At 70.5% G+C, this 25,321-nt stretch carries 26 protein-coding genes; 14 read left to right on the top strand and 12 right to left on the bottom strand.

Annotated elements, in window-relative coordinates; translation table 11 throughout:
• Positions 1–46 precede the first annotated feature (46 nt).
• From CG747_RS28760 to CG747_RS28740, 5 genes are all read left to right on the top strand, one after another.
• On the top strand, positions 47–748 hold the full coding sequence (locus CG747_RS28760; protein WP_100604765.1) for a hypothetical protein: 702 nt from the start codon (positions 47–49) through the stop codon (positions 746–748).
• 59 nt (positions 749–807) lie between these two features.
• Entirely contained in the window at positions 808–987 is a 180-nt protein-coding gene (locus CG747_RS28755; RefSeq protein ID WP_016576533.1) for a hypothetical protein, read from the top strand.
• Positions 988–1,156: 169 nt separating this feature from the next.
• A complete protein-coding gene (locus CG747_RS28750; RefSeq protein WP_374701834.1) occupies positions 1,157–1,627 on the top strand; it encodes a BlaI/MecI/CopY family transcriptional regulator in 471 nt (156 codons plus the stop codon).
• A 9-nt stretch (positions 1,628–1,636) separates the two neighbouring features.
• Positions 1,637–2,155 carry an amino-acid N-acetyltransferase gene (locus tag CG747_RS28745; protein WP_100604763.1) on the top strand — a complete coding sequence of 173 codons (519 nt, stop codon included), beginning with the start codon at positions 1,637–1,639 and terminating at the stop codon, positions 2,153–2,155.
• A 158-nt stretch (positions 2,156–2,313) separates the two neighbouring features.
• Positions 2,314–2,646, top strand: a complete 333-nt coding sequence (locus tag CG747_RS28740) for an Lsr2 family protein (protein WP_100604762.1) — start codon at positions 2,314–2,316, stop codon at positions 2,644–2,646.
• Here CG747_RS28740 and CG747_RS48855 read toward each other — a convergent pair.
• Complete coding sequence (locus CG747_RS48855; RefSeq protein WP_100604761.1) at positions 2,577–3,257, bottom strand: SCO3374 family protein; 681 nt, start codon at positions 3,255–3,257, stop codon at positions 2,577–2,579. The genes CG747_RS28740 and CG747_RS48855 overlap by 70 nt on opposite strands.
• 497 nt (positions 3,258–3,754) lie before the next feature.
• Here CG747_RS48855 and CG747_RS28725 point away from each other — a divergent pair, with 497 nt between their 5' ends.
• Positions 3,755–6,280 (top strand): ATP-dependent Clp protease ATP-binding subunit, encoded by a 2,526-nt coding sequence (locus CG747_RS28725; RefSeq protein WP_100604760.1) that lies wholly within the window; start codon positions 3,755–3,757, stop codon positions 6,278–6,280.
• Between the two features lie 75 nt (positions 6,281–6,355).
• On the opposite strand, the gene CG747_RS28720 is transcribed toward CG747_RS28725, so the two are convergent.
• A complete protein-coding gene (locus CG747_RS28720) occupies positions 6,356–9,565 on the bottom strand; it encodes an NACHT domain-containing NTPase (protein ID WP_100604759.1) in 3,210 nt (1,069 codons plus the stop codon).
• A 500-nt stretch (positions 9,566–10,065) separates the two neighbouring features.
• Here CG747_RS28720 and CG747_RS28715 point away from each other — a divergent pair, with 500 nt between their 5' ends.
• Positions 10,066–10,755: a M23 family metallopeptidase gene (locus CG747_RS28715; protein WP_100604758.1), complete on the top strand. Its 690-nt coding sequence runs from the start codon at positions 10,066–10,068 to the stop codon at positions 10,753–10,755.
• Here the strand turns inward: CG747_RS28715 and CG747_RS28710 are convergent.
• Entirely contained in the window at positions 10,737–11,354 is a 618-nt protein-coding gene (locus CG747_RS28710; protein ID WP_100604757.1) for a TetR/AcrR family transcriptional regulator, read from the bottom strand. The genes CG747_RS28715 and CG747_RS28710 overlap by 19 nt on opposite strands.
• A gap of 202 nt (positions 11,355–11,556) precedes the next feature.
• Between CG747_RS28710 and CG747_RS28705 the strand changes: the two genes are divergently transcribed.
• On the top strand, positions 11,557–13,167 hold the full coding sequence (locus tag CG747_RS28705) for an MDR family MFS transporter (protein ID WP_374701830.1): 1,611 nt from the start codon (positions 11,557–11,559) through the stop codon (positions 13,165–13,167).
• A gap of 74 nt (positions 13,168–13,241) precedes the next feature.
• On the opposite strand, the gene CG747_RS28700 is transcribed toward CG747_RS28705, so the two are convergent.
• Positions 13,242–13,463, bottom strand: a complete 222-nt coding sequence (locus CG747_RS28700) for a DUF397 domain-containing protein (protein WP_100604755.1) — start codon at positions 13,461–13,463, stop codon at positions 13,242–13,244.
• A complete protein-coding gene (locus CG747_RS28695; RefSeq protein ID WP_100604754.1) occupies positions 13,441–14,298 on the bottom strand; it encodes a helix-turn-helix transcriptional regulator in 858 nt (285 codons plus the stop codon). The genes CG747_RS28700 and CG747_RS28695 overlap by 23 nt, the downstream gene beginning before the upstream one ends.
• A 118-nt stretch (positions 14,299–14,416) precedes the next feature.
• On the opposite strand from CG747_RS28695, the gene CG747_RS48250 reads away from it, so the two are divergent.
• A complete protein-coding gene (locus CG747_RS48250) occupies positions 14,417–14,611 on the top strand; it encodes a hypothetical protein (protein WP_180985735.1) in 195 nt (64 codons plus the stop codon).
• On the top strand, positions 14,611–14,985 hold the full coding sequence (locus CG747_RS28690) for an ATP-binding protein (RefSeq protein WP_180985734.1): 375 nt from the start codon (positions 14,611–14,613) through the stop codon (positions 14,983–14,985). Before CG747_RS48250 ends, CG747_RS28690 begins: the two co-directional genes overlap by 1 nt.
• Before the next feature lie 21 nt (positions 14,986–15,006).
• Here CG747_RS28690 and cseC read toward each other — a convergent pair whose 3' ends face one another.
• Genes cseC through CG747_RS28675 form a run of 3 tightly spaced genes read right to left on the bottom strand, consistent with a single transcriptional unit; the run spans position 15,007 to position 17,570 of the window.
• Positions 15,007–16,311 carry a two-component system sensor histidine kinase CseC gene (gene cseC / locus CG747_RS28685; protein ID WP_100604753.1) on the bottom strand — a complete coding sequence of 435 codons (1,305 nt, stop codon included), beginning with the start codon at positions 16,309–16,311 and terminating at the stop codon, positions 15,007–15,009.
• An 8-nt stretch (positions 16,312–16,319) separates the two neighbouring features.
• A complete protein-coding gene (gene cseB / locus CG747_RS28680) occupies positions 16,320–17,033 on the bottom strand; it encodes a two-component system response regulator CseB (protein WP_100604752.1) in 714 nt (237 codons plus the stop codon).
• Between the two features lie 9 nt (positions 17,034–17,042).
• Entirely contained in the window at positions 17,043–17,570 is a 528-nt protein-coding gene (locus CG747_RS28675) for a hypothetical protein (protein ID WP_308303808.1), read from the bottom strand.
• 106 nt (positions 17,571–17,676) lie between these two features.
• On the opposite strand from CG747_RS28675, the gene CG747_RS48245 reads away from it, so the two are divergent.
• The gene (locus CG747_RS48245; protein WP_180985753.1) at positions 17,677–17,841 is read left to right on the top strand and encodes a hypothetical protein; all 165 of its coding nucleotides are present in this window, start codon (positions 17,677–17,679) and stop codon (positions 17,839–17,841) included.
• A 210-nt stretch (positions 17,842–18,051) separates the two neighbouring features.
• Here CG747_RS48245 and CG747_RS28670 read toward each other — a convergent pair whose 3' ends face one another.
• Both CG747_RS28670 and CG747_RS28665 read right to left on the bottom strand, forming a co-directional pair.
• Entirely contained in the window at positions 18,052–18,603 is a 552-nt protein-coding gene (locus tag CG747_RS28670; protein ID WP_018540435.1) for a SigE family RNA polymerase sigma factor, read from the bottom strand.
• Between the two features lie 616 nt (positions 18,604–19,219).
• Positions 19,220–20,179 (bottom strand): A/G-specific adenine glycosylase, encoded by a 960-nt coding sequence (locus tag CG747_RS28665; protein ID WP_100604750.1) that lies wholly within the window; start codon positions 20,177–20,179, stop codon positions 19,220–19,222.
• Positions 20,180–20,359: 180 nt separating this feature from the next.
• On the opposite strand from CG747_RS28665, the gene CG747_RS28660 reads away from it, so the two are divergent.
• Entirely contained in the window at positions 20,360–20,968 is a 609-nt protein-coding gene (locus CG747_RS28660) for a pyridoxamine 5'-phosphate oxidase family protein (RefSeq protein ID WP_257980805.1), read from the top strand.
• Between the two features lie 78 nt (positions 20,969–21,046).
• Here CG747_RS28660 and CG747_RS28655 read toward each other — a convergent pair whose 3' ends face one another.
• A complete protein-coding gene (locus CG747_RS28655) occupies positions 21,047–21,631 on the bottom strand; it encodes a phosphatase PAP2 family protein (RefSeq protein WP_100604748.1) in 585 nt (194 codons plus the stop codon).
• Between the two features lie 196 nt (positions 21,632–21,827).
• On the opposite strand from CG747_RS28655, the gene CG747_RS28650 reads away from it, so the two are divergent.
• Together CG747_RS28650 and CG747_RS28645 are read left to right on the top strand one after the other, a co-directional pair.
• The gene (locus CG747_RS28650; protein ID WP_100604747.1) at positions 21,828–22,655 is read left to right on the top strand and encodes a hypothetical protein; all 828 of its coding nucleotides are present in this window, start codon (positions 21,828–21,830) and stop codon (positions 22,653–22,655) included.
• A gap of 196 nt (positions 22,656–22,851) precedes the next feature.
• On the top strand, positions 22,852–23,844 hold the full coding sequence (locus tag CG747_RS28645) for an NAD-dependent epimerase/dehydratase family protein (protein WP_100604746.1): 993 nt from the start codon (positions 22,852–22,854) through the stop codon (positions 23,842–23,844).
• A 315-nt stretch (positions 23,845–24,159) separates the two neighbouring features.
• On the opposite strand, the gene disA is transcribed toward CG747_RS28645, so the two are convergent.
• On the bottom strand, positions 24,160–25,284 hold the full coding sequence (gene disA, locus CG747_RS28640) for a DNA integrity scanning diadenylate cyclase DisA (RefSeq protein ID WP_100604745.1): 1,125 nt from the start codon (positions 25,282–25,284) through the stop codon (positions 24,160–24,162).
• Positions 25,285–25,321: the final 37 nt, after the last annotated feature.

Raw genomic sequence — 25,321 nt, 5'->3', positions numbered from 1 at the left:
GTCGTAAAGTCACTGCATGCCAATGCCATACGGATCCCGCGGCGGCATGGCCTTCGGCGCCGATGAGTTGCGTGTACTCCGTCGCGCCCTCGCCCATGCCCTCCAGACGACCTCTCCCGCCGTGCCCCTGGGCGCCCCGGGCCCGGACCGGTCGCAGGACGTCCAGGAATACCTCCGGCTGGCCGAGGCGGTGGACGAAGCGGTCCGCGAAGGTGCCCGCCTGCGCGCCTTCCTGCTCGCCGACCTCGCCCGCTACCGCGACGCCCTGCCCGGTGCCGCCACCGGCTACCTCACGCGGCTCCAGGAGGCGTTGACGGCCGGCCACATCCCCGGCCCCGACGACCTCGCCGCACTGCGCTCGCTGCTCGTCCGGCCCGCCGTCGAGGCCGAGCGCAAACGCCGCACCGCCCTGCTCCGGCACTGCGAGCGGCTGGCCGAGCAATCCGTACGGGCGCGGCTGCGCGCGCTGCCAGGCGGGCGCTCAGGCGCCTCCCCGGACGTTCTGCCGGGCGGTCGCGCCGGCGGGCGTCCGCGCCCTTCCGGTCTGGCGGCCCGGAGCGGGGCGGCCTCCGGGGTGGAACCGCAGCAGGACCCCCGGCAGGACCCGCGCCCGGCGCCCCGACGGGAGCCGCCCAAGCCCGCGCCGGGTCCCAAGGAGCCGCGGCCCGACCGCCCCATCCCGACTCCCGGTGAGGTGTTTCCGCCCCGACGGAAGCCCGCCCCGCCCCCGGAGACCCGCACCGCTTGAGCGCTGCGTACTCTGGCTGGGTACTGTCGCGGGCTAACGCCTTGAAGGAGGCCCATGCCATGGATTACGTCGCCGCGCTGCTCCCGCCCGTAGTGATGGCCGTCGCCTTCACCTGCCTGATCGTCACGATGATCAAGAGTCAGGGCGGTCAGAACAAGTCGAAGGAGGACGCGGCCGTCGACGAGGCGTTCGCCCGTGCCGAGGCCGCCGGGCAGGAGCCCAAGGCGTTCGGCGCCTGAACCGCCGCCATTTCCTGCGGATCGCCCGCTCAGTACGGCCCCGGATTGACCGTCCCGGGCCGTACTTCCTTTTTCCGGACCAAACGCAACGAGATCAACCGGCATTCGCGACATCTCCCACTATTCTTCTTGTGTGCCGAGACGCTTGGGTGATCTGGAAGACGCGGTGATGACGCGGGTCTGGGAGTGGAACCGCCCAGTCACCGTTCGAGAAGTTCTGGAGGATCTCCAGAAGGAACGGTCGATCGCCTACACCACGGTCATGACCGTATTGGACAACCTGCATCAGAAGGGCTGGGTGCGCCGCGAAGCCGAAGGTCGCGCCTATCGATATGAGGCGGTCTCCACTCGCGCCGCCTACTCGGCCGCACTGATGAACGAAGCGTGGTCCGCCAGTGACAACCCCGCGGCCGCACTAGTGGCGTTCTTCGGCATGATGTCGCCGGAACAACGGCATGCACTCCGCGATGCCGTACGGATGGTGCAGGTCGACGATCGGCCCGAAGCCGAGCAAGAACGGGTGGCGGCCCCGGAACACTCGGGGGAACAGGCCCGGGAAGAAGAGCCGCAAGCCGCGGATGAAGCGCCGGCCGGCGAAGGAGATGAACCCGGAGCGGGGCGCGGCGGCAAGGGGCGATAGCGTCCGGGCATGCCAGCGCATTCAAAAGGGCTCACCGTCCGCCGTGCCCGGACCAGCGATGTACCGGCCGTGCGCCGCCTCATCGACGCCTACTCGCGCGACGGGATCCTGCTCGACAAAGCCACCGTCACGCTTTACGAGGACATCCAGGAGTTCTGGGTGGCCGAGCGGGACGAAGACGCCGAGGTCGTCGGCTGCGGCGCACTGCACGTCATGTGGGAAGACCTGGCGGAGGTCCGCACCCTGGCGGTGGACCGGACGCAGCGGGGTACCGGTGTCGGCCACCAAGTCCTGGACAAGTTGCTGGCCACTGCCCGGTGGCTGGGAGTGCGGCGAATTTTCTGCCTCACCTTCGAAGTCGACTTCTTCGCCAAGCACGGCTTCGTGGAGATCGGCGAGACTCCCGTAGACGGCGATGTCTACAGCGAACTGCTGCGTTCCTATGACGAGGGCGTTGCGGAGTTCCTCGGCCTCGAACGAGTGAAGCCCAACACCCTGGGCAACAGTCGCATGCTTCTGCACCTGTGATCCAGCGTTCTATGTCCGAATCGCTCCCCTATCTCATGGCTACGGAAGCATGCGTTCCCCGGCCGGTGGGCAAGTGAACCCTACCCAAGGGTTTGTGTTTTTCCCGGAAAAGCGGTTTGCTTTCCGTCGTAATCCACATTCGATGAAAGGGAATCCTGGTGGCACAGAAGGTTCAGGTTCTTCTTGTCGACGACCTCGACGGCGGCGAGGCCAACGAGACCGTGACGTTCGCTCTCGACGGTAAGTCCTACGAGATCGACCTCTCCGACGCCAACGCGGACAAGCTGCGCGAGTCGCTGGCCGACTTCGTGAAGGCCGGCCGCAAGACCGGTGGCCGTTCCGGTGGTCGCGGCAAGACCCGTGCGGCGGCTGCCGGCTCTCCGGACACCGCGAAGATCCGCGCCTGGGCGAAGGAGAACGGCTACAACGTGAATGACCGTGGCCGTGTCCCCGCCGACATTCGTGAGGCATTCGAGAAGGCCAACGGCTGATCGCCGTACGCGCGATCCGATTGGCCATTACGAGCACGCACCAACCGGGCCCGGTGGCACTCCGTTGCCGCCGTGCTCACGAGCCGTACGAGGTCGGGGGCGCCCCCAACGTCCCCGATTCCTGTCCCGATCCCCGTGGTGGGCAGGGAATCCTCCGCCTCGTACCCGGGCCGGGGAGGCCGCACCCACCCCGCGGCCTCCCGCGCGCCGCAGCCGCCTGATGCGCGGCCCTGTGAGGGGAGCGCCGGCGCGGGCATCCGCCCCCCGGCCCCACGCGCGGTGAGATCCGCCGCAAGGGTGCCCCACTCCAGCCATTCCAGGATTTCCGGCAGCTCCTCCGCGCCGCCGGGCGCGATGAGCAGGAGCAGTTTCGGTCGATCCTGCGCCGTCTTCCCGCCCCGTCCGGGCCGCAGCAGCGCGACCGGGCCGGTGTGCGCCACCCGCTTCAGTACGGCGCCGCCCGCGTCGGCGGGCATCTCCAGGACGTCGAAGCGCACCCCCGTGAGCAGCTCCAGCGGCTCCGTGCCGGTCGTCGGCCAGCCCAGCTCCTCCTCGTACCACCGGCAGACGGTGGAGCGGGGGGAGTGGGGTCGCGGAAGCGCGCGGGCCATGTCCGGTGCAACTACCGGCATCGGCGAAGGTTACGTTGCGTATATAGCCAGTTGCGCTCCGTGTGTTGCGGAGGGGGGCGTGGAAGCACGGTGGGGTGTGTGGGTGTTCGCCCGTAGCGGAGGGAAAACACCCACGCCGCATGGAGTGTCAGTGGCAGCGGGTAAGAAAGTCTCAGTGGGAAGAGACGCTGTGACCGGCGGGCTCGGCAGTTTGTCGCCGCTTTTGGCCGGCGGCGGACGGTGTGTCGGCGAAGGCCGCGTTCGCCACGGGCGTAGTGGCGGCATGCGTATATGCCTGGCCTGCGGGAACATCGTCTCGCACCATCGAGTTGGAGCAGATGTCAGCTGTTCGGCAGTAAATTTCCCCGTCGGAGCGGGGTGATCCGGACGGGTGTCGGCAGTTGGAATGAGCTGTCCCGCCCTGCGGGACTAGCATGCGGAAGGACAGGGAGGGGACCGACCCCTAACTGCCTGACCGCTCTGAGGAGCGATTAACGATGTTCGAGAGGTTCACCGACCGTGCGCGGCGGGTTGTCGTCCTGGCTCAGGAAGAAGCCCGGATGCTCAACCACAACTACATCGGCACCGAACACATCCTCCTGGGTCTGATCCACGAGGGTGAGGGTGTCGCCGCTAAGGCCCTGGAGAGCCTCGGCATTTCGCTCGAGGCGGTCCGCCAGCAGGTGGAGGAGATCATCGGTCAGGGCCAGCAGGCCCCGTCCGGCCACATCCCCTTCACGCCCCGTGCCAAGAAGGTCCTGGAGCTGTCGCTCCGCGAGGCCCTCCAGCTCGGCCACAACTACATCGGCACCGAGCACATCCTGCTCGGCCTGATCCGCGAGGGCGAGGGCGTCGCCGCCCAGGTCCTCGTGAAGCTGGGCGCCGACCTGAACCGGGTGCGGCAGCAGGTCATCCAGCTGCTCTCCGGCTATCAGGGCAAGGAGGCCGCCACCGCCGGTGGTCCCGCCGAGGGCACGCCCTCGACCTCCCTCGTCCTGGACCAGTTCGGCCGCAACCTCACGCAGGCCGCCCGGGAGACCAAGCTCGACCCGGTCATCGGGCGCGAGAAGGAAATCGAGCGGGTCATGCAGGTGCTGTCCCGCCGCACCAAGAACAACCCGGTCCTCATCGGCGAGCCCGGCGTCGGCAAGACGGCGGTCGTCGAGGGCCTGGCGCAGGCCATCGTCAAGGGCGAGGTGCCCGAGACCCTCAAGGACAAGCACCTCTACACCCTCGACCTGGGTGCCCTGGTCGCCGGCTCCCGGTACCGCGGTGACTTCGAAGAGCGCCTGAAGAAGGTCCTCAAGGAGATCCGCACCCGCGGCGACATCATCCTGTTCATCGACGAGCTGCACACCCTGGTCGGCGCGGGCGCCGCCGAGGGTGCCATCGACGCGGCGAGCATCCTCAAGCCCATGCTGGCGCGCGGTGAGCTCCAGACCATCGGTGCGACGACGCTCGACGAGTACCGCAAGCACCTGGAGAAGGACGCGGCCCTGGAGCGCCGCTTCCAGCCCATCCAGGTCGCGGAGCCGTCGCTGCCGCACACCATCGAGATCCTCAAGGGCCTGCGGGACCGCTACGAGGCGCACCACCGCGTGTCCATCACGGACGCCGCCCTGGTCGCCGCGGCCACCCTCGCCGACCGCTACATCTCCGACCGCTTCCTGCCGGACAAGGCGATCGACCTGATCGACGAGGCCGGCTCCCGGATGCGCATCCGCCGGATGACCGCGCCGCCGGACCTGCGCGAGTTCGACGAGAAGATCGCCGACGTGCGCCGCGAGAAGGAGTCCGCGATCGACTCGCAGGACTTCGAGATGGCCGCCGGCCTGCGCGACAAGGAGAAGCAGCTCCTGGCCGCGAAGGCGAAGCGGGAGAAGGAGTGGAAGGCCGGCGACATGGACGTCGTCGCCGAGGTGGACGAGGAGCTGATCGCCGAGGTCCTGGCCACGGCCACGGGCATCCCGGTCTTCAAGCTCACCGAGGAGGAGTCCTCGCGGCTCCTGCGGATGGAAGACGAGCTGCACAAGCGCGTCATCGGCCAGAAGGACGCCATCAAGGCGCTCTCCCAGGCGATCCGCCGTACCCGTGCCGGCCTGAAGGACCCCAAGCGTCCCGGTGGCTCGTTCATCTTCGCCGGTCCGTCCGGTGTCGGTAAGACCGAGCTGTCCAAGACGCTCGCCGAGTTCCTCTTCGGCGACGAGGACGCGCTGATCTCCCTCGACATGTCGGAGTTCAGCGAGAAGCACACGGTCTCGCGGCTCTTCGGTTCGCCCCCCGGCTACGTGGGCTACGAAGAGGGCGGCCAGCTGACCGAGAAGGTCCGCCGCAAGCCGTTCTCCGTCGTCCTCTTCGACGAGGTCGAGAAGGCCCACCCGGACATCTTCAACTCGCTGCTGCAGATCCTGGAGGACGGTCGCCTGACCGACTCCCAGGGCCGGGTCGTGGACTTCAAGAACACGGTCATCATCATGACCACCAACCTCGGCACCCGGGACATCTCCAAGGGCTTCAACCTGGGCTTCGCCGCCCAGGGCGACGTCAAGTCCGGCTACGAGCGGATGAAGGCGAAGGTCAACGAAGAGCTCAAGCAGCACTTCCGGCCCGAGTTCCTCAACCGTGTCGACGACACCGTCGTCTTCCACCAGCTCACCGAGGAAGACATCATCCAGATCGTCGACCTCATGATCGACAAGGTGGACGAGCGGCTCAAGGACCGCGACATGGGCATCGAGCTCAGCAGCGAGGCCAAGTCGATGCTGGCCAAGCGCGGGTACGACCCGGTGCTCGGCGCCCGTCCGCTGCGCCGCACGATCCAGCGCGAGATCGAGGACGCCCTCTCGGAGAAGATCCTCTTCAACGAGCTGCGTCCGGGCCACATCGTGGTCGTCGACGTGGAGGGCGAGGGCGAGTCCGCCAAGTTCACCTTCCGCGGCGAGGAGAAGTCGGCGGTGCCCAGCGCCCCGCCGGTGGAGTCCGCGACGGGTGGCTCGGGTCCCAACCTGAGCAAGGACGCGTAGTCCGTATCCGAGATACGCAGCCGCCCCGGAACCGTTCGATCGACGGTTCCGGGGCGGTTTTGTGTGGGGGCTCGCTTATGCGCGGGGGCGGGGAAAGAGGGTGAGGTTGATGTGTGGGGGGATGGCGAAGCCGGGGCTTGGGGCGACGTAGGAGAGGTCAAGGTCCCGGAGGGCGGGGAGGGCGGCTATGGGGGAGAGGTCGACCTGGCCGCCGATCAGGCCGTAGAGCTGGAGCTTGCGGACGCCGGGGAAAGCCGGGAGAGCGGTGCGCAGCAGTGCGCCGAATTCCGCGGCGGGGCGGCGTCCCATGTTGAGGAGACTGAGGGTTTCCACCTGGGGAAGCTCCTGGTCAGGAGCGATGCGAAGGGCGGTCTCCCCCTCTGCCAGGCCGAAGGAGAAGAACTTCAGGTCGGGGAGGCTGGCGAGGGTGCGCCATTTCTCCTCGGTGAATTCGTTCGTGAGGCGTTGTAGTTGCAGGTTGCGCAGTGGCCAGGACGCGAGGCGAGCGAAGTCTGGGCGAATGCGTTGACCCAGGGTGAGGAACCGCAACGGGGCATGCAGGGGGAAAGCGTTCAAGCCCTCCGGTGGGGGCGGCACGAGGAGGGACAGGGAATGCAGGTGAGTGAGGCCGTCGAGTCCGCGTGGGGTGCGTACGACGCTGACGTCCCCGCTGATGCCTAGCGAGTCCAGGCGTAGGTCCCTGAGCGGGACGAGGCTTTCCACAGAGGGGCAGTCCCGGAGGAAGAGTGATTTCAGCGCGGGGAAGTCCCTGAGGAACGCGAGATCGCTGATCTCCGGGTTGTTGGTGAGCGTGAGATGGGTGAGCTGGGCCAGGTGCAGGCCGTCGCGAAGTTCCTGGGCCGGGAAAGAGCCGTTCACGGTCGTGCGGGGACGGCCGCCGAGGGCTTTCAGGGCACGTAGTTCGGTAGTGCTGCTGACGGTGACGGTCACGTCTGTACCGATGTGCTGGATGATCTCCTCGGCATAGCGGCTGGCTTCGAATGCGGACCAGTGAGTGCCCAGACGATTCCGGACATTGAAGTCGGGGTGGCTGCGAAAGAGCTTGATGCATTCCAGTGCCGCGTCGGAACCGATGGCTGCGGCGGTGGCCACCACCTCTTGCGCCTCGTCGTTCTCCAGGCCGTCCGGGCCGGGGAGGAGTTCCAGGACGATCGGCCCAACCTGTGCGAGCAGAGTCGACTCGCCATGGGTGCGAGGCGGCAAGATCTCTCGTACGCGGACGTTGACCTCCTCACGCACGCCAGGGTCCAGCTCCGTCGCATGCTCCAGGCACGCCATGGCCAGCACATGGACGCGCAGGCGCGCACCTGGTTCTTTGATTCCGTCACCCTTGGCAATCAACTCCCGTAAGAATTCCGCCCGTTCGCGCGGCCGGGCGTGGGCGACCGCCATGCGGATCACGTCCTCCCACTGGGAGTCCGCGGCGTGTTGGACGAGCAGGCCGAAGTCGCCCTCCTCCACGGCGGCCTTGGCGCCCAGGTAGTCCTGGAAGGTGCGGTGCACGAAGTCGACGGTGCCGGGGGCCGGTTCGCGCAGGAGGCCGCTGCGGTGGAGGAGGTGGCGGAAGACGGTCGGGGCGTCGCCCTGGGAGGCGGCGACGGGGACGGCGGGGAGGGCGTCGGCGACGAGGCGTTCGGCGCGGTCGCGGTCGAGTTCGGTGCGGCCGTTGCGGATCAGCCAGTAGGCGAGGCGCTGGAGGAGCTGGATCTGGGGCTCGTCGGCGAGTTCGACGCCGTCCGGGCCGCGCATGTCGCGTTCCCGGTCGCGGCGGGAGAGCAGCATGCCGAGGGCGGCGTCGTAGAGCTCCTTGCGGCCGTGCGGGAGGTAGCCGCGGCGGTCGCGGTGGAGGGCGCAGATCAGGCCGCACATCAGGGGGTTGGTGGCGAGGCGGCCGAGGTCGGGTTTGGTGCGGACGGCGGTCAGCAGCGACTGCTCGTAGGCGGCGAGGAGGTCGGGCGCGTCGGGGTCGGGGGAGGGGGCGGCGCGGTGCCAGCGGGCGATGAAGGTGGCGACCTCGGCGCGGCTCATGGGGGAGAGGGTCAGTTCGTCGAAGCCGTCGGGGGTGAGCCAGTCGTCGCGGACGGCGGAGGGGCGGGTGGTGACCAGCCAGAGGTTGCCGGGGAAGGCGTCGAGGAGGTCGCGGAGCCAGCGGCGGGTGGCCTCGCGTTCGGGTGCGGGGATCTCGTCGAGGCCGTCGACGAGGAGGAGGGCGCGGCCGGAGGTGAGCACGCGGTGGGCCCAGCCGTCGGGCTGGGCGCCGGACACCGGGCAGGCGACGGCGGCCAGGAAGCGGTCCGGGGTGGGGAGCGCGGCGCCGGTGCGGGTGAGGGTGCGGAGGGGGAGGACGAAGGGGACGCGGCCGTAGAGGTGGGGGAGGCCGGTTTCGCCGAGGGGTTTGGTGCAGGAGACGGCCAGCCACTGGACCAGAGTGCTCTTGCCGGAGCCGGCGACGCCGCGGAGCAGGACCCGGTCACGGCCGGTCAGGGCCTGGTCGGCGGGGACGGGGGCGCGGGGCGGCAGCTCCTCGAAGGGGCTTTCCGCCCGGCTCGGGCCGGTGGCCTGCAGGCTCATGTACGCGGCGTCCAGCGGCCAGCGGTCCGGGGAGTTGTGCAGGTCGATGCCGTAGATGGTGAGGCGGCCGTGCTTGCGGGCGAGGTGGGAGAGGTAAGTCCGCTCGAAGGTGACGTCGCCGGTGAGGGGCGACGGGTGCCGTTCGACGAACTCGTCGACGCGCGCGATCAGGGCGTCCAGGCTGCGGCTCTGCTGCACCAGCGTGCGGGCGACGAACGTCGAGCGCTGGCTGAAGAAGTGGACGACGTGCAGGCAGGCGGTGTCCACGAGGGTCTGATGGAGGAGCGTGGCGTCCTGCGACAGTCCGCGGACCGCGTGCGGGACGGCGGCGGTCAGGCGCTCCGCCAGCGCGGTGGGGCCGAGGGCGACGGCCTGTACGTCGTCCATGTCGAGGGTGCCGAGGCCGGCGAGGGTGGCGGCCAGGGCTTCGGCGACGGCCGTCTCCTCGTCCTCGGGGACCGGGCGCTCGCCGGGGCCGGCGGACCGTACGGCCCGCCGCACCAGCTCCGCCGCCAGTTTGCGCAGCTCCTTGTCGGTGAGGGTGCGCCGCTCGCCCTTGAAGGAGACGAGGGCGGAGAGGCGGACGGGGGCGTCGACGAGGCCGGCGCCCGGTCCGTCCTGGACGAAGAGTTTCTTGACGAGTGGTGCGACGACGGCGGACGCGAGCCGCGCGCCCAGTGCTGACGGGTCCATGTGCGGTCCGTTCCCCCTGGCCGGTACTGCCTGCCGGCTGCTGCCCGTGGTGTTGTCCGGATCAGGTTAGAGGGGTGGGCGGGGGCCGGTCAGGCGTTTCGGGATTTCCCGGTGGCCGGGGAAGAGGAATTGCGTAACGCGGGTCACAGCTTTTCTCGTAACGCGGGTCACATTGCCTTCCGGGATTGTGTAATGCGGGTCACTCGAAGGCTCTGGATTCTCGTGACATGGCGCACAGGAATTTTGGTCCTACTAGCGGGGGTAGGGGAATTCGAGGGAGTGGGGGGAAGGGTGTCGGGGAGGGTGGGGCCGCAGGTGGGAGGGGGTTTGGTGGGTGCCTGTGGGTGGGTGTGAGTCCGCTTCCGGGCGTCCTTGCTATTACGGGTCCCGGTAGTAGAAAGGGGGCCTTGGCGCCAGGGCGGAGGCGGGTTACCAAGGAATGGCAATCCCGGACCGCAGCCGGGAAAACCCATTCACTTCTCCCCGGAGGAAAAACCCGCATGTCGAAGTTTGCCGCGATACGTAATTCCAAGAAGTCCGCGAAGAACGGCAAGTTCGCGCTGCGGCACCGGGTGGCCGTCGTGGCCGCCGGTGCCGGTATCACCGCCGCGCTGGGCGCCGGTGTCGCCACCGCCGCCGACACCGGGCTGCTGCACCTGACCTCGGGCGTCGGCAAGGCCGTCGCGGCGCAGGCCGACGCGCAGGCCAAGGCGGCCACGGACGCCAAGACGGCCGCGGCGAAGGCCAAGGTGGACGCGGCCAAGAAGGCCAACGCCTGGGTGAAGCCGGTCAAGAACTACGTCCTCGGCGAGCCCTTCGGCATCCCCGGCAGCCACTGGGCGCACAAGCACAGCGGTCAGGACTTCGTCGTGCCGACCGGCACCCAGGTCCACGCCGTCCACACGGGCACGGTCGTCAAGGCCGGTCCGAACGGCGGCGGTGACGGTCCGGCCTACGGCAACGCGATCGTGATCAAGCACGCCGACGGCATGTACACCCAGTACGCGCACCTGTCACAGATCCAGGTCCAGGTCGGGCAGCAGGTCTCCACCGGCCAGCAGATCGGTCTGTCCGGCAGCACCGGCAACTCCACCGGCCCGCACCTGCACTTCGAGGTCCGCACCGGCCCCAACTACGGGTCGGGCATCGAGCCGACCGGATTCCTGCGGGCTCACGGCGACGCCGTCTGAGCTGAATCCGGCCGGGCTGGCCGGCGGCCCGGCGGGTTCGCCGCCGTGACCAGTTCCGTGGCGACCCTGAGGATGGCTTCGCGCTTCTCCTCGGGGTCGCCCGTCACGTTCTGCATCGCGAACATCCCCGCGTGCATGGCGAACAGCGCCGTGATGCAGCGCACCTGGTCGACCAGCTCGGCGTCGTCGTCCTTGAGCAGGTCGTAGAGGGTCAGCATCCGCTCCTTGAAGCGCAGGCCGATGGTCAGGTCACGGACCGTGGCCTGGTTTTCCTGCATGAAGCGGAAGAGGTCCTCGGAGGAGCGCAGCGATTGGTGGTACCGCCGGATCACTTCCTGCTTGGTCTCCAAGGTGCGCGGCTGCTCCTGCGCCCAGGCGATCAGCTCGTCGATGGGCCTGCACAGGTCCTCGAAGAGGCTGATGACGATGTCTTCCTTGGTCTTGAAGTGGTAGTAGAGCGCGGCCTTGGTGACGTCCAGCCGCTCGGCGATCTCGCGCAGCGAGGTCTTCTCGTAGCCGTGTTCGGAGAACAGCTCCAGGGCTACGTCCTGGATGCGCTGGCGGGTGTTCCCGCGGCGCGGCTGCGATGCGCTGCTCATACTGCTCTCCTGCGTGACGGCGGTGTCGGTGCGAGGCCGGGCGCGGCCCGCTTCCCCAGCAATCATCTGCTGCCCCGCTGGTCACGGACGTACCCACCCCGGCATCAAAAAACTTACTTGACGCCCGGCTAGTAACCCTTCTACCTTCTGCACTGTACAGAACTAGCCGGGCGGCAAGTAAGTAAGAAGCGATGGGGAAGTGATGGGGATGTCGCGAACAGCGACCCCGACGGGGGAAATACAGGAGCCGGCGCAGGGCACGGGCAAACGGCCCGCCAGCGTGCGCATGGTGGTCTTCGCACTCATGATCGCGATGCTCCTCGCGATGCTCGACAACATGATCGTCGGCACCGCGATGCCGACCATCGTCGGTGAACTGGGCGGGCTGTCGCACCTGTCCTGGGTCGTCACGGCCTACACACTGGCCACCGCGGCGTCCACGCCGATCTGGGGCAAGCTCGGCGACATGTACGGCCGGAAGGGCGTCTTCCTGACGTCCATCGTGATCTTCCTGATCGGCTCCGCGCTGTCCGGCATGGCGCAGGACATGGGCCAGCTGATCGGCTTCCGCGCCGTGCAGGGCCTGGGCGCGGGCGGTCTGATGGTGGGCGTCATGGCCATCATCGGCGACCTGGTCCCGCCGCGGGAGCGCGGCAAGTTCCAGGGCATGATGGCCGGCGTCATGGCCGTCGCGATGATCGGCGGACCGCTGGTCGGCGGCACCATCACCGACCACCTCGGCTGGCGCTGGAGCTTCTACATCAACCTGCCGCTCGGCGCGATCGCCCTGATCATGGTCACCGCCGTGCTGCACCTGCCGAAGAAGCGGTCGCAGACCCGGATCGACTACGCGGGCGCGGCCCTGCTGACCATCGGCATCACCTCGCTGGTGCTGCTCACCACCTGGGGCGGCACCGAGTACGACTGGCTGTCGAAGCAGATCGTGGGCCTGGGCATCCTGGCCGTCGTCGCGCTCGCCGCCTTCGTCTTCGTCGAGACCAAGGTCAGCGACCCGATCATCCCGCTCCGGATCTTCCGGAACGCCAACTTCTCGCTCGTCACGATCGTCGGCTTCCTGGTCGGCTTCGTGATGTTCGGCTCGATGACCTTCCTGCCGCTGTTCCAGCAGACCGTGCAGGGCGCCTCGGCGACCAACTCCGGTCTGCTGCTCCTGCCGATGCTGCTGGCGATGATGGCGGTCTCGCTGATCGCGGGCCGGGTCACCACCCAGTCCGGCAAGTACAAGATCTTCGTCACCGGCGGCGGTGCGCTGATCACCATCGGCATGGCCCTGCTGTCCCTGATGGACGTCGGCACCACGCGCTTCACGTCCGGCCTCTACATGGCCGTGCTCGGCGCCGGTATGGGCTTCCTGATGCAGACCACGATGCTGATCGCGCAGAACAGCGTCGAGATGAAGGACATGGGCGTCGGCTCCTCGTCCGCGACCCTGTTCCGGACGATCGGCGGCTCGTTCGGCGTCGCGATCATGGGCGCGCTCTTCACCACCCAGGTGAAGAACACGATGATCGAGAAGCTCGGTGCCGCGGCCGGCGCGAAGATGACCGGCGGCGGGGCCCAGATGGACCCGAAGACGCTGCCGAGCCTGCCGGCGCCGGTGAAGGACGCGTACGCGCACGCGGTGGCGTCCGGTGCGCACCAGGTGTTCCTGTGGGGCGCGATCATCAGCGTCATCGGTTTCGTCGCGGCGTGGTTCCTCAAGGAGGTCCCGCTGCGGGGCGGCCCGTCGGCGAAGTCGGACGACGCCGACGCCGCAGCCGCCGAGCGGCCGATGGTCGTCGAGGCCGTCTGACGGCCTGACGGCCCGCGCACAGCGAACGGCCCCTGGTGTACGTGCGTTACGTACACCAGGGGCCGTTCTCGTGCTCAGGCGCCGGGCAGTTCACCGTTCTTGACGGCCCCGACGAACGCCGACCAGCCGGCGGCCGGGAAGACCAGCGCCGGGCCGTGCGGGTCCTTGCTGTCACGGACGGGGACGAGGTCGGGGAGGGTGTCCACGACCTCGATGCAGTTGGCGCCATCGGGGTTGCTGTAGCTGCTCTTGCGCCAAGTGGCAGTGCTCAGGTCAATCCTGTTGCTGCACGTCATGTTTGTAGCCCCTTGCCGCTTCCTCGATCATGGCCAGGGACGCCTCAGGCGGCAGTGCGGCGGCCCTGAGCAGATCGTACGACTTCCGATGGGCCGTCACGAGCGGTGGAAAGTCGATGGATTGACCGTAGAACGTGCCTTCAACCCAGACCACCGGCGGGGCGTCCGAGAACGTCATGACGCGCACTTCGTCACCCATCATGAGTGGGTGTCCGACAGTCTTCTCCGGGAGGATCTGTGCAACGCTCCGAGTGGACCGGATCACCTTGACGATGTGGTCGAGCTGGTGGGCCATTTGCTCAGGAGGCAGCATCGGCTTACGGATCAGTCCTTCGCGGAGGATCACCCAGTACGACGGGCGTTCCTCCTGCGTCCAGAGCTTCGCGCGCGCTCTGCGGGCGCTGACGGTCTTGTCAGCTGCTTTCGGGTCCTCCCATGGCTTCGCGACCCGAATGAGCTCGCGCATGTACGGCTCGGTCTGGAGCAGGCCGGGGATTACGCAAGGTGCCCACTCCTCGATCGTCGTCGCCTGCTTCTCCAGGTCAGGGATGTCCGCGAAGTACGAGGGATGCCCGGAGCGCCGTGCCTTGGCCGCATCTTCACAACGGCGCTGGAAGAAACCGTCCGTGTTGAGCTTCTGGTCGACGTGGATCGCCAGATCCATCGGCATGCCGCGTTCGCCGCGTTCGATCTGGCTGAGCAGCGAGATGCCGCGGAAGGCACCTTCGGCCAACTGCTCCAGCGTGAGGCCGGCTTTCTCCCTGTGGTAGCGCAACTCGGCGCCGTAGAAGCTCTGAACGTTCGCTGAGGGGTCGGGGTCTTTCCGAGGGGGCATAACTCACCGCCACTACTTCCTGGTTGCCCGCGTGCAACGCGTTTCCCTTCCAAAGTACGGGGGCGTGACGTCACGCTGTGAGCAGTTCGTCACAATGCGCACAGGAAGGTGAACGACCATGGACGACGTGCACGACTGCGTCGAAGGGCTGCGGTCCGCGCTGAAGGCCAACGGGATCACGCTGCCCTCGCTCGGCGTCGATCTGCCCTCGTTCGCGGGGACGTACCCGCCCCCGCTCGTCGCGCTCGGCAACTGCAACATGGCCACCGCCCGGAAGCTGGCCGAGGTGCTGCACAAGGCGGCGGCGCGGTGATGACGGTCCGGCTGCTCGCTGTGCCGAAAGAGGTGCCGCTGCTGCGGCAGGCGGTGCGGGCACATCTCGGCGCGTCGGCTTCCTGCGAAGTGGAGCTGTGCGTCAGCGAGTTGGTGGGCAACGTCATCCGGCACGTGGGGGAGGGGACGCCGGTCACCGTGCACGTTCGCAGGATCGGGGACGGGCGGACGCGGATCGAAGTCATCGACCCCGACCCGCGCGCCCTGCCCGTCCTGCTCCGGGCCACCGTGGACGACGAGACCGGGCGTGGCATAGCGCTGCTGGACGCCGTAGCGCTGCGGTGGGGTGTACGGCAGGAGGAGGCCAGCAAGACGGTCTGGTGCGAGGTGGCGGCGGAGCCGGCGACGACGTAGGTCGGGGGCCGCGCCGGCCCGTCAGCGGTCCGGCAGTTGGATCACCGGGAAGCTGCCGGTGGCGGTCGGCGCGTTCTCCGGGAGCCACAGGACCGAGACCGCGCCCGTCGAGCCGTCCGTCAGCTCGTCGGCGTTGCGGAAGGTGAGGCGGGCGCCCAGGACGCGGGCCTGACCGACGGCGATGGTCAGGCCCAGGCCGTGGCCGACGCCGGCCCGGTCGCTGCTGCCGGTGCGGAAGCGGCTGGGGCCCTCGCGGAGCAGGGCTTCGGGGAAGCCGGTGCCGTGGTCGCGGACCCGGATGACGCGGCCCTCGACGGTGACCTCGATGGGCGGCTTGCCGTGCCGGGAGGCGTTGGCGATCAGGTTGCCCAGGATGCGTTCGAGGCGGCGGGGGTCGGTGGAGACCTCGGCGTCGCGGAGCACCTCGACGGTGACGCCGGAGTCGAGGGAGCGGACCCGGCGGGTGACGAACTCGCCCAGGGCGACGTCCTGGAGCTCGGCGCGCTCGGCGTGGCCGTCGAGACGGGCCACCTCCAGCACGTCCTCGACGAGGGTGCGCATGGCCTGCGCCCGGTCGCGGACCAGCTCCGAGGGGCGGCCGGGCGGCAGGAGCTCGGCGGCGGTCAGCAGGCCCGTCACCGGGGTGCGCAGCTCGTGCGCGATGTCGGCGGTCACCCGGCGCTCGGCCTCGATGCGCTGCTGGAGCGCGTCGGACATGGCGTCCACGGCCCAGGCCAGGTCGTCCGTCTCGTCGCGGACCCGGCCGCCGCCGACCTCGTCCCGGATCCGGACGGAGGTGTCGCCGTCGGCGAGCTTCCCGGCGGCCGCGGCCGCCTTCCGGAGCCGCTTGGAGAGCCGGCCGCCCACCAGGACACCCAGCGCGCAGCCGCCGACCACCACGGCCGTGGAGCCGATCAGCAGCGCCTGGTCGAGGTCGTCGAGGACGGCGAAGCGGTCGGGGAAACGGTCGTGGAGGGACAGCACGCGGCCGTTGCCGAGGGGGGAGGCGGCCCAGACCTCGGGGGCGGTCTGGCCGGTGTCCTCCAGGTAGGTGGCCCGTTCGCCCTCGCTGACCTCCTTGCGGAGGGCCTTGGGCAGCGCCGGGTCGTCGATCTTCGCGCCGAACTGGAGGCGGTTGGTTGACTCGAAGATCTTCTGGGTGAAGTTGAGGCGCTCTATCTGCACGTCGCGGCTGTTGTCGAGCATGGAGACCCGCGCGGCGTTGTGCACGACAAGGCTCAACGCCACCGCGACCAGCGCCCCGACGAGCGCGATCGCGGCGCTGAGTTTCCATCTCAGGCCCGTTCGCAGGGCCAGTCTGACCACCGGAGGTGTCAGCCTCTCAGCTTGTATCCGAAGCCGCGGACCGTCTCGATCCGGTCCTGGCCGATCTTGCCGCGCAGGCGTTGGACGTGGACGTCCACGACGCGGGTGTCACCGCCCCAGCCGTAGTCCCACACCCGCTCCAGCAGCCGGTCGCGGGAGAGGACGGTGTTCGGTGCGGTGGAGAACTCCAGCAGCAGCCGCATCTCGGTCGGCGTCAGCGCGACCGTCTCGCCGCCCTTGCGGACCTCCATGCCCTCGGTGTCGACCTCCAGGTCGCCGAAGCGCAGCACGGTCTCGGCGACGAGGTCGTCCGTGTCCGCGCCGCCCCCCGCGCGGTCGTCCGGGCCGCTGGCGTGGCCGAAGCGGCGGAGCACGGCGCGGATCCGGGCGACCAGCACCGCGCCGTCGAACGGCTTGGTGACGTAGTCGTCGGCGCCGGCCTCCAGGCCGAGCACCACGTCGATCGAGTCGGCGCGGGCGGACAGCATGATCACGGGGACCGTGGACTCGTCGCGGATGCGGCGGCAGAGGCTGACGCCGTCGAGCCCGGGGACCATGACGTCGAGCAGGGCGATATCGGGGCGATTGGCGCGGAACGCCTCCAGGCCCGCCAGGCCGTCGGGCATGGCGGTGACGACGAAGCCGTCGCGCTCCAGGGCGAGTTGGGTGGCTTCGCGGATGACGTCGTCGTCCTCGACGAAGAGAACGTGGGTGTCGGCCATGCGGTTGTCTCAGCCCTCCGATCCCGTGGTGTCGACGGTGGTGCCGGCGATGTCGTCCGGGGTGTCGTCGACGGCGGTCTTGCTGTAGTCGGTGTGATAGCGGTCGTACTCGGTGAAGTGGTCGTTCGCCCAGCGGTACGTCATCACATCTTCCCCCGAGGGGCAGCACACCTTGTCACCCGCGGCGTACGTCTGCCGGGAGACCTCCAGCTCACCCTTGTCCACGCCGGCGTAGACCGACGGCTGCTCGTTCGCGTACACGTTGTCATACCCATCCGGCGAGCCGGCCTGCTCGCGGAAGACGTACGCGCCGAGACCGACGGAATCCGCGCAGGTCATGACGTTGACGATGACGTCGGGGGACTTGCTGCCGGTCAGCGAGGCGTAGGTCACCTCTATCGGGTACTCGTTCGCCGCGCACGGCTTGGCGACCGCCCGCTTCACGTCCGCGCCGACCTTCGGGTCGGCGGCGAGCAGCTTGACCGCGTTGACCTTCTTGAAGTGCGTGCTGGGCGCGGGCGCCGGCGTGGAGCTCACCGCGCCCCGGGGCGCGGGAGTGTTGCTGGCGGAGCCCTCCTTGCGGATCCCCTCGCCCCCGGGATTGCACCCGGCAAGCAAAAGGCCGACGGCGGCCACACCTGCTGTGGCCGCGCCGCCCTTGGTCAAGCCGCTTCTGGTCAGGCTCCTGGTCAGCCTGTTTCTGGACAATCCGCTCCTGCTCACCGTGCCGCCCGCACAGCCGCCGATCTTGCTGCCGCCGGGTTTCCGGCCGCTGCTCTTCCTGAGATTGTCGCGCGCCAAGCTGTGAGCCGGGCTGTGGGCTTGGTTACGTCGCCGGCCGGACTGCCGGCCGTGGTGCCCGTCGTGTCCGGCGGCGCGGTCCCCGCCGTGCCCTGTGACGTGGTGCCCGTCGTGCCGTGCCGCGCGTTCCGCGTGGTGCCGTGTGGCGCGGTCCCCGTCGTGGGACGGATCGCGCTCCGCGGCGTGTCGTCGGTGGTGGTTCCCGTCGCGTCGGCGGTCAGGCCGCGCAACGCTCCCGCTCCTGCTCGCCGCGCTCCAGGATCCGGGCGTCTATGTCGCGGTTCTCCAGCTCCTGGCGGAGCCGGGCGAGGGCCCGGTGCAGGGTGCTCTTGACGGTGCCGGTGGACATGCCGAGCGCGGCCGCGGTCTCCTCGGTGCTCATCTGCTCCCAGTGGCGCAGCACGACGACGCTGCGCTGCTTCGGGGCGAGCACGCCGAGGATGTCCATCAGCAGGGCCCGGTCGGCGCGCTGCTCGGTGCCGTCGTCGACGCTGGCGTCCGGGAGCTGCTCGGTGGGCACCTCCTCCAGCTTGCGGGCGCGCCACCACTCGGTGCGGGTGTTGATCATGACGCGGCGGAGGTAGGCGTCCGCCAGCGACTTGTCCGCGATGCCGTCCCAGCGGCCGTAGGTGCGGACGAGGGCCGTCTGCAGGAGGTCCTGGGCGTCGACGGGGTCCGGCACCAGGCGCCGGGCGCTGCGCAGCAGGGCATCCTGCCGGGTCCGCACGTACTCTTCGAAGTCCAGTACCTTGCCGCCGCTGGTCGCCATCCCGACGCCTCCGATCCGCTTTCGTTTCCCCGCGTTGTCCGTGCCGGCGGTCATCTCCAGCACGGGAATGACGCTACGGAGGGGGTGTTGCGACGTAATGTGCGTCGGACCCTCAGCGAGTGCACGGAAGACCGTCGGTTGTGTAACAGCCCGCCGGGGGTCATACCTCGGACGGACAAGGGCCTCAGCGGCGTCATACTCGCGACGGATGAGAGGCCCCCGAGAAGAGGGACGAAGGTCCCGCGGGAGCCGCGTGGGGCGCCTGTGACGGCTGCCGAGGGGCAAAACGCGCCTTATCGGGGCGCTTTTCGGTCGCTTCCTCGGATGTGCGGTTTCGACGGCGGACGGTCTGCTCCCAGTGCCTTGCTCCCGCTTCCTCACTTCCTCGCTTCCTCGGTTTCGGCTTCCGGCTTCCGGTGTCCCGGTGGACGTACGTCTACGGGCGCGGCCCCGAGGAGGGACCGCGCCCGTATAAGACGTGGAGATCGGCGATGGCGTTACATGACGGGCTCGTGACGAAGCCGACGCCGGCCGGTGGGATCCGTCGGGTCCCTGCGGCCGTCAGACCTGTCAGACCCGTCGGGTCGGGAGGCCATTGGGCCGTCGGGTCCGTCGGTCAGGAGTGCGGCAACCGGTAGCGGCCGCCGCCCAGCGGCTCCACCAGGCCGTCCGACACCAGGCCGTCCAGCGCGCGGGCGCGCTGCACCGGCTCGTCCCACACCGCGTCCAGGGCGCCCTGCGGCACCGGCGTGACCGCCTCGCGCAGGACGGCGAGCAGCTTGCCGCGGACCTGGCGGTCGGTCCCGGCGTACGCCTGGGTGCGGCGCGGCGGACCCTCGTGGGCCGGCGACCCGGCCTGCCGCCATGCGCACTGCGCGGCGACCGGGCAGCGGTGGCACTCCGGGCTGCGCGCGGTGCACACCAGGGCGCCCAGCTCCATCGTGGCCGCCGCCCAGCGCGCCGCGAGGTTCTCGTCCTCGGGGAGCAGCGCGCGGGCGAGCTTGCGCTCGGCGGCGGTGGTGGCGTTCGGCGGGTACTGGCGGCCGGTGACGGCACGGGCGAAGACCCGCCGCACGTTGGTGTCCAGCACCGCGTGCCGCTGCCCGTAGGCGAACGAGGCGACGGCCGCCGCGGTGTACTCGCCGACGCCGGGCAGCGCCAGCAGCTGGGCGTGCTCACGGGGGACGTCGCCGCCGTGGCGCTCCTGTATGGCGGAGGCCGCGGCGTGCAGCCGCAGGGCGCGCCGCGGATAGCCGAGCCGGCCCCAGGCGCGCACCGCCTCACCGGGCGGCTCCGCGGCGAGGTCGGCCGGCCGCGGCCAGCGGGCCAGCCACTGCTCGTACACCGGCAGCACGCGGCTGACCGGCGTCTGCTGCAGCATGAACTCGCTCACCATCACGCCCCAGGCGCCCGCCTCGGGGCGGCGCCAGGGCAGGTCGCGGGCGTGCTCGGCGAACCAGTCGGTGACCGGGCCGTGCAGCCCGGTCCCGTCCGTGGCCTCCGCGGCCGAAGCGGCGGCGGAGGCGTTCTCGGCGGCGGAAGTCAGGGCACTGGGAATGGCATGCGTGGAAGTCATGGCACTGCCGATCCTGGCACGCCCGCCCGCCCCCGAGAAACGCACCGGCCCCGCCCCGCCGTGCGCCCACCCACTCGCAGGAAGGGCGGCCGGCGCTGGGCGCGGGCCACCGGGGGCGCACCGGCCACCGGGCCGCGGGCCGGTGCGCGAGGGGCGGCGGGGGCGTACGAGGATGCAGATATGGAGGAGAAGAGCGGTACGAGCGGTACAGAGGGTGTCGAGGGCCGGGCGGAGGCGGCCGGGGAAGCGGGCAGCGAAACGGCCGGGGAAGTGACTGGGGAAGTGAAGGGTGGAGCGGTCGGAGAAACGGTCGGGGAGGCGGTCGGTGGAGCGGCCTGCCCGGCCGGTATCCGGCGGGCGCTGGCCGGGCACACCACGGTGACGCTGGCGTACGCGGACGAGGACGGGCCGCAGGCGTGCGCGGTGCTCTACGCGGCCGGGGCGGCCGCCGACGGGGCGCCGGTGCTGTACTTCGTCACCGCGGCGCGCACCCGGCACGGCCGGACCCTGGGCGAGCCCGGTGCGCGGGTGGCGTTCACGGTGCAGCGGGACGGCCAGGAATGGAGCGGGCTGACCGGGATCCAGGGGCGCGGCGGCTGCCGCCCGTTGAGCGGGGCCGAGCGGGACGCCGGATGGCGCGCCTACACCGCGCGCTTCCCCTTCGTGGCGACCGACGACCGGCTGCGCGCGGCCCTGGAGCGGACCGCGCTGTGGGAACTGCGCCCCGACTGGCTGCGGCTGATCGACAACGCGCGGGGTTTCGGCCACAAGGAGGAGTGGCGGGCGTAGCGCTTCCTCCGGGACGGGCGCCGGTTTCACCGCCTCCGGGACGGGTGCCGGTTACGTCGCCACCAGGACGGGTGCCGGTTACACCGCCACCAGGACGCGCCAGCGGCCGTCCCGTAGCCGGAGGACCAGGCGGGTCACCGGACCGGTGAGGAGCGCCGCGCTCAGGGCCGCGACCAGGGTGCCCAGGCCGAGGCCGACCAGGACGTCGTGCGGGTAGTGGACGCCGACGAAGATCCGGGAGAAGCCGGTGAGCAGGGCGACCGGCAGCGCCAGCCAGAGGGCGGCCCGCCAGGCCAGGACGATGCCGACGGCCAGCGCCGCGGCGAGCGTCGAGTGGTTGCTGGGGAAGGACCAGTCGCCGTGCGGCGGGCAAGGCACGATCGGGGCGGGCGCGCCGGCCACCGCGCGGCACGGCCGTTCCTCCGTCACCAGGCTCTTGACGACCTCGCTCAGTACGTAGGCGAGCAGGGTGGCCACCGGCACCAGCAGCGCCCGGGCCACCCGGTGCGCGTCGATGCCGCGGGCCCGCCACCACCCCAGCACGGCGACGGCCATCAGGAGCAGCAGCCCGCCGGAGGTGCCGATGTCGGCCAGTGAGCGGAGCCAGTCCGGGGACCGGTGGGCGAGGCCGGTCACGTCGAGATAGAGAGCGGTGCTGTTCATGGCCGATGACGGTACGGAATTTTGAGGGCGGTGCGGAATCGGCTGCCGTTCTCCGCTTCTGACGAAGGGTCAGGAAGGTCGGAAAGTACTGGTGTGGGCGACTGCGGACCGTCACCGGGCTGATGATGGGAAAAGTTGCGGCCCGATGCGGCGGGTACTGGCCGGTGCCGGTCCGGATCTCTCGTAGAGTTTTCGCGTGGGATCACTGCGCAATCCGATCGGGCCGCTTCCCTCCTCCATCTACTGGCGGCGGAGGGCCATTGCGCTGGCCGTCTTCGTCCTCCTCGCCGCCCTGGTGGTGTGGGCGCTCACGATGGGCGGAAGCGACGAGAAGACGGCCAACGAGGGCAAGGGCGCGCAGGGATCCGGACCCGCGGCCTCCATCACGCCCGGGCCCACGCCCAGTGGCCCGGTGATCAGCCAAAAGCCCGGTGGCCGCGACGAGTCGGATGCCGGCGGGGCGTCGGGCGGCGGTTCGGGGTCCGGGGCCGCGGGCGGCACCGGCTCGGGCGGCGGCAGCGGGGGTTCCGGCGGCGGTTCCGGGGCGGGCGGTGCCGGCTCCGGCGGGACGCCGATCGGCCAGGCCGCGGGCGGCGACACCGTCGCGGCGGGCCCGTCGCTCCCCAACTGCGGTCCCGGCACCGTGAAGTTGGCGCTCAAGAGCGGCAAGAACTCCTACGCGCCCGATGACAAGCCGAAGTTCGAGCTGACCGTGCAGAACTCCGGTGGCACGGCGTGCAAGGTGGACCTCGGGCGCAAGGCGACGGTGCTCTCCATCACCGACACCGCAGGCGACGACCGGGTGTGGGCCTCCGACGACTGCGCGACCGGCGCCGGCCCGGCGCTGCTCCAGGTCCCCGCCAAGGGCGCGGTGACCCGCACCGTCGAGTGGGACCGGCGGGCCAGCGGCCCCCAGTGCGCCACGCCGAGCGCTGCGGCGGTGCCGGCCGGCACGTATCTGATCGAGGCGAAGGTGCCGGGGCTGGCGGCGGTCCACACGTCGTTCGTGCTGGCCAAGGACTGAGGCCGGGGCGGCCGGGGGCTGTGGTCGGCCGGGCAGTGGATCGCTGGTGGTGATGGTGCGTCGGTGGTGACGGTGCCCTGTGGGCCCCGCGGGAGGCGCGTCCGGAAGATCCGCCTCCGGAAGTTCCGCCCGTAGGGGATCTGCTCAGAGCATGCACCGGTGGTGGCGGCCGGGCCGCTCGGGCACAGTCCCCGCCATGAAGCTTCTGATTCTGGGCGGTACGGAGTTCGTGGGACGGGCGGTGGCCGAGGCGGCGCTGGCCCGGGACTGGGACGTCACGGTCTTCCACCGGGGACGGCACGAGGCACCCGAGGGGGTCACCGTGCTGCACGGCGACCGGCTGGCGGCGGGCGGATCGGCCGCCCTGGAGGACGGCACGTGGGACGCCGTCGTGGACACCTGGAGCGCCGCGCCGGTCGCGGTCGGGGACGCGGCCCGGCTGCTGGCCGACCGGGTGCGGACGTACGCGTACGTCTCCACCGTTTCGGTGTACGCCTACCCGCCCACCCAGCGGATCAGCGAGACGGCGCCGCTGGTGACGGGCGCCGACCCGGCCGCCACCGACGCCGACGACTACGCGCGGGCCAAACGGGGCGGCGAGCTCGCCGCGCTCGACGCGTTCGGGGACGACCGGACGCTGCTGATCCGCCCCGGGCTGATCCTCGGCCCGCACGAGAACATCGGGCGGCTGCCGTGGTGGCTGACCCGGATCGCCCGCGGCGGACCGGTACTCGCGCCGGGGCCGCGCGACCTGCCGTTGCAGTACATCGACGCCCGCGACCTCGCGGAGTGGACCCTGGACGCCCTGCGGGACGGGCGGTCCGGCGCGTACAACCTGGTGAGCGAGTCGGGGCACACCACGATGGGCGAGCTGCTGGAGAGCTGTACGCGCGTCACCGGTTCGTCGGCGGAGCTGCGGTGGACGGCGCCGGAGGACGTGCTCGCGGCGGACATCGAACCGTGGATGGAGCTGCCGATCTGGCTGCCGCCGGGCGAGGTCCACGACGTGATGCACGGCGCCGACGTCGCCAAGGCGGTGGCGGCCGGGCTGCGCTGCCGGCCGGTCGGCGAGACGGTGGCGGACACCTGGGCGTGGCTCGGCCGCATCGGCGGGGCGGCCCCGCAGCGCCCGGACCGGCCGGTGCTGGGGCTGCCGGCGGAGAAGGAGGCGGCGGCGCTGCGGCGGTAGGTGGCCTGGCGGCCCGGCCGCCAGGCGGCGAGGCTGGTGGTGCGGGCGGGGCTGGTGGCGGGGGTGCGGCGGGAGTGGCGGTGCGGGTCGGCCGCGGGTGGGGGCGTGGGGCCCTAAGGGGGGTGCGAACACATCCCGTAGGGGATGGGAGCGCCCCCTGCGGGGCCTCAACGGGCCGGTGGCCGGCGGTATTCCCGCCGCTGGGACGAACCGGCCCCGGGGGGCATCACCCCGGACGCGCGCCCCGCCTTCGGACGCGCGCCCGGCCTTCGGACGCACGCCTCGGCGGCCTCCGCCCCGCAGTCCCGATCCCCGCTAGACGTACCGTTCCAAGATCGACGACTCCGCCAGGCGGGAGAGGCCCTCGCGGACCGAGCGGGCGCGGGTCTCGCCGACGCCCTCGACGGCCTGGAGGTCGTCGACGCTGGCCGCGAGGAGCTTCTGGAGGCCGCCGAAGTGGTCGACCAGGCGGTCGATGACCGCGCCGGGGAGGCGGGGCACCTTGGCCAGCAGGCGGAAGCCGCGCGGCGAGACCGCGGAGTCCAGCGTCTCGGGGGCGCCGCTGTAGCCCAACGCGCGGGCCACTATGGGGAGTTCGAGCAGCTCGGTGTGGCTGAGGGCGTCCAGCTCGGCCAGCGCCTCGGCGACCGTGCGGGAGCGCTTGGCGGTGGGCTCGGGGACGTAGTCCCGGGCGACCAGCTCGCGCTCCGGCTCCACGCCGGCGATCAGCTCTTCGAGCTGGAGGGCCAGCAGGCGGCCGTCGGTGCCCAGTTCGACGACGTACTCGGCGATCTCGGTGGCGATCCGGCGGACCATCTCCAGGCGCTGGGCGACCGCGGACACGTCGCGGACCGTGACCAGGTCCTCGATCTCCAGGGCGGAGAGGGTGCCGGCGACCTCGTCGAGGCGGAGCTTGTAGCGCTCCAGGGTGGCCAGCGCCTGGTTGGCGCGGGAGAGGATCGCCGCGGACTCCTCCAGCACGCGCCGCTCGCCGTCCACGTAGAGCGCGATCAGGCGCATGGACTGGCTGACCGAGACCACCGGGAAGTTGGTCTGGATGGAGACCCGCTGGGCCGTGCGGTGGCGGGTGCCGGTCTCCTCGGTGGGAATGGAGGCGTCCGGCACCAGCTGGACACCGGCCCGCAGGATCTTGGTGATGTCCTTGTCGAGGACCAGCGCGCCGTCGAGCTTGCACAGCTCGCGCAGGCGGGTGGCGGTGAACTCGACGTCCAGCACGAAGCCGCCGGTGCACATCGACTCGACGGTCTTGTCGAAGCCGAGGACGATCAGGCCGCCCGTGTTGCCCCGGAGGATGCGCTCCAGACCGTCGCGCAGGGCCGTACCGGGCGCGACGGCGCTCAGCGTGGCGCGCATCAGGCTGTCGGTGCCGGAGCTTCCTCCGGACCTGCCGGGAGACGACGCCCGGTCGTTCGCTGCCACTGCACTCCTCCGTCGCATGGTCTGTCGGTCCGGGCCG

Origin of the sequence: Streptomyces sp. CB02959, from assembly GCF_002803155.1 — a bacterium.
Taxonomy (GTDB): Bacteria; Actinomycetota; Actinomycetes; order Streptomycetales; family Streptomycetaceae; genus Streptomyces.
Note: the sequence above shows the minus strand (reverse complement) of the source record. Positions and strands in the feature narration are given on the sequence as shown.

Coding starts and splice junctions, on each gene's coding strand:
- CG747_RS28670 (WP_018540435.1), bottom strand. CDS start 18,603: ATGGCGACCAGCGGCGGCAAGGTACTGGACTTCGAAGAGTACGTGCGG.
- CG747_RS28695 (WP_100604754.1), bottom strand. CDS start 14,298: ATGCCCCCTCGGAAAGACCCCGACCCCTCAGCGAACGTTCAGAGCTTC.
- CG747_RS28715 (WP_100604758.1), top strand. CDS start 10,066: ATGTCGAAGTTTGCCGCGATACGTAATTCCAAGAAGTCCGCGAAGAAC.
- CG747_RS28655 (WP_100604748.1), bottom strand. CDS start 21,631: ATGAACAGCACCGCTCTCTATCTCGACGTGACCGGCCTCGCCCACCGG.
- CG747_RS28725 (WP_100604760.1), top strand. CDS start 3,755: ATGTTCGAGAGGTTCACCGACCGTGCGCGGCGGGTTGTCGTCCTGGCT.
- CG747_RS28760 (WP_100604765.1), top strand. CDS start 47: ATGGCCTTCGGCGCCGATGAGTTGCGTGTACTCCGTCGCGCCCTCGCC.
- CG747_RS28750 (WP_374701834.1), top strand. CDS start 1,157: ATGACGCGGGTCTGGGAGTGGAACCGCCCAGTCACCGTTCGAGAAGTT.
- CG747_RS48250 (WP_180985735.1), top strand. CDS start 14,417: ATGGACGACGTGCACGACTGCGTCGAAGGGCTGCGGTCCGCGCTGAAG.
- CG747_RS28745 (WP_100604763.1), top strand. CDS start 1,637: ATGCCAGCGCATTCAAAAGGGCTCACCGTCCGCCGTGCCCGGACCAGC.
- CG747_RS28660 (WP_257980805.1), top strand. CDS start 20,360: ATGGAGGAGAAGAGCGGTACGAGCGGTACAGAGGGTGTCGAGGGCCGG.
- CG747_RS28705 (WP_374701830.1), top strand. CDS start 11,557: ATGGGGATGTCGCGAACAGCGACCCCGACGGGGGAAATACAGGAGCCG.
- CG747_RS28755 (WP_016576533.1), top strand. CDS start 808: ATGGATTACGTCGCCGCGCTGCTCCCGCCCGTAGTGATGGCCGTCGCC.
- CG747_RS28710 (WP_100604757.1), bottom strand. CDS start 11,354: ATGAGCAGCGCATCGCAGCCGCGCCGCGGGAACACCCGCCAGCGCATC.
- CG747_RS28700 (WP_100604755.1), bottom strand. CDS start 13,463: ATGACGTGCAGCAACAGGATTGACCTGAGCACTGCCACTTGGCGCAAG.
- CG747_RS28645 (WP_100604746.1), top strand. CDS start 22,852: ATGAAGCTTCTGATTCTGGGCGGTACGGAGTTCGTGGGACGGGCGGTG.
- CG747_RS28690 (WP_180985734.1), top strand. CDS start 14,611: ATGACGGTCCGGCTGCTCGCTGTGCCGAAAGAGGTGCCGCTGCTGCGG.
- CG747_RS28665 (WP_100604750.1), bottom strand. CDS start 20,179: ATGACTTCCACGCATGCCATTCCCAGTGCCCTGACTTCCGCCGCCGAG.
- cseB (WP_100604752.1), bottom strand. CDS start 17,033: ATGGCCGACACCCACGTTCTCTTCGTCGAGGACGACGACGTCATCCGC.
- CG747_RS48855 (WP_100604761.1), bottom strand. CDS start 3,257: ATGGCCCGCGCGCTTCCGCGACCCCACTCCCCCCGCTCCACCGTCTGC.
- CG747_RS28720 (WP_100604759.1), bottom strand. CDS start 9,565: ATGGACCCGTCAGCACTGGGCGCGCGGCTCGCGTCCGCCGTCGTCGCA.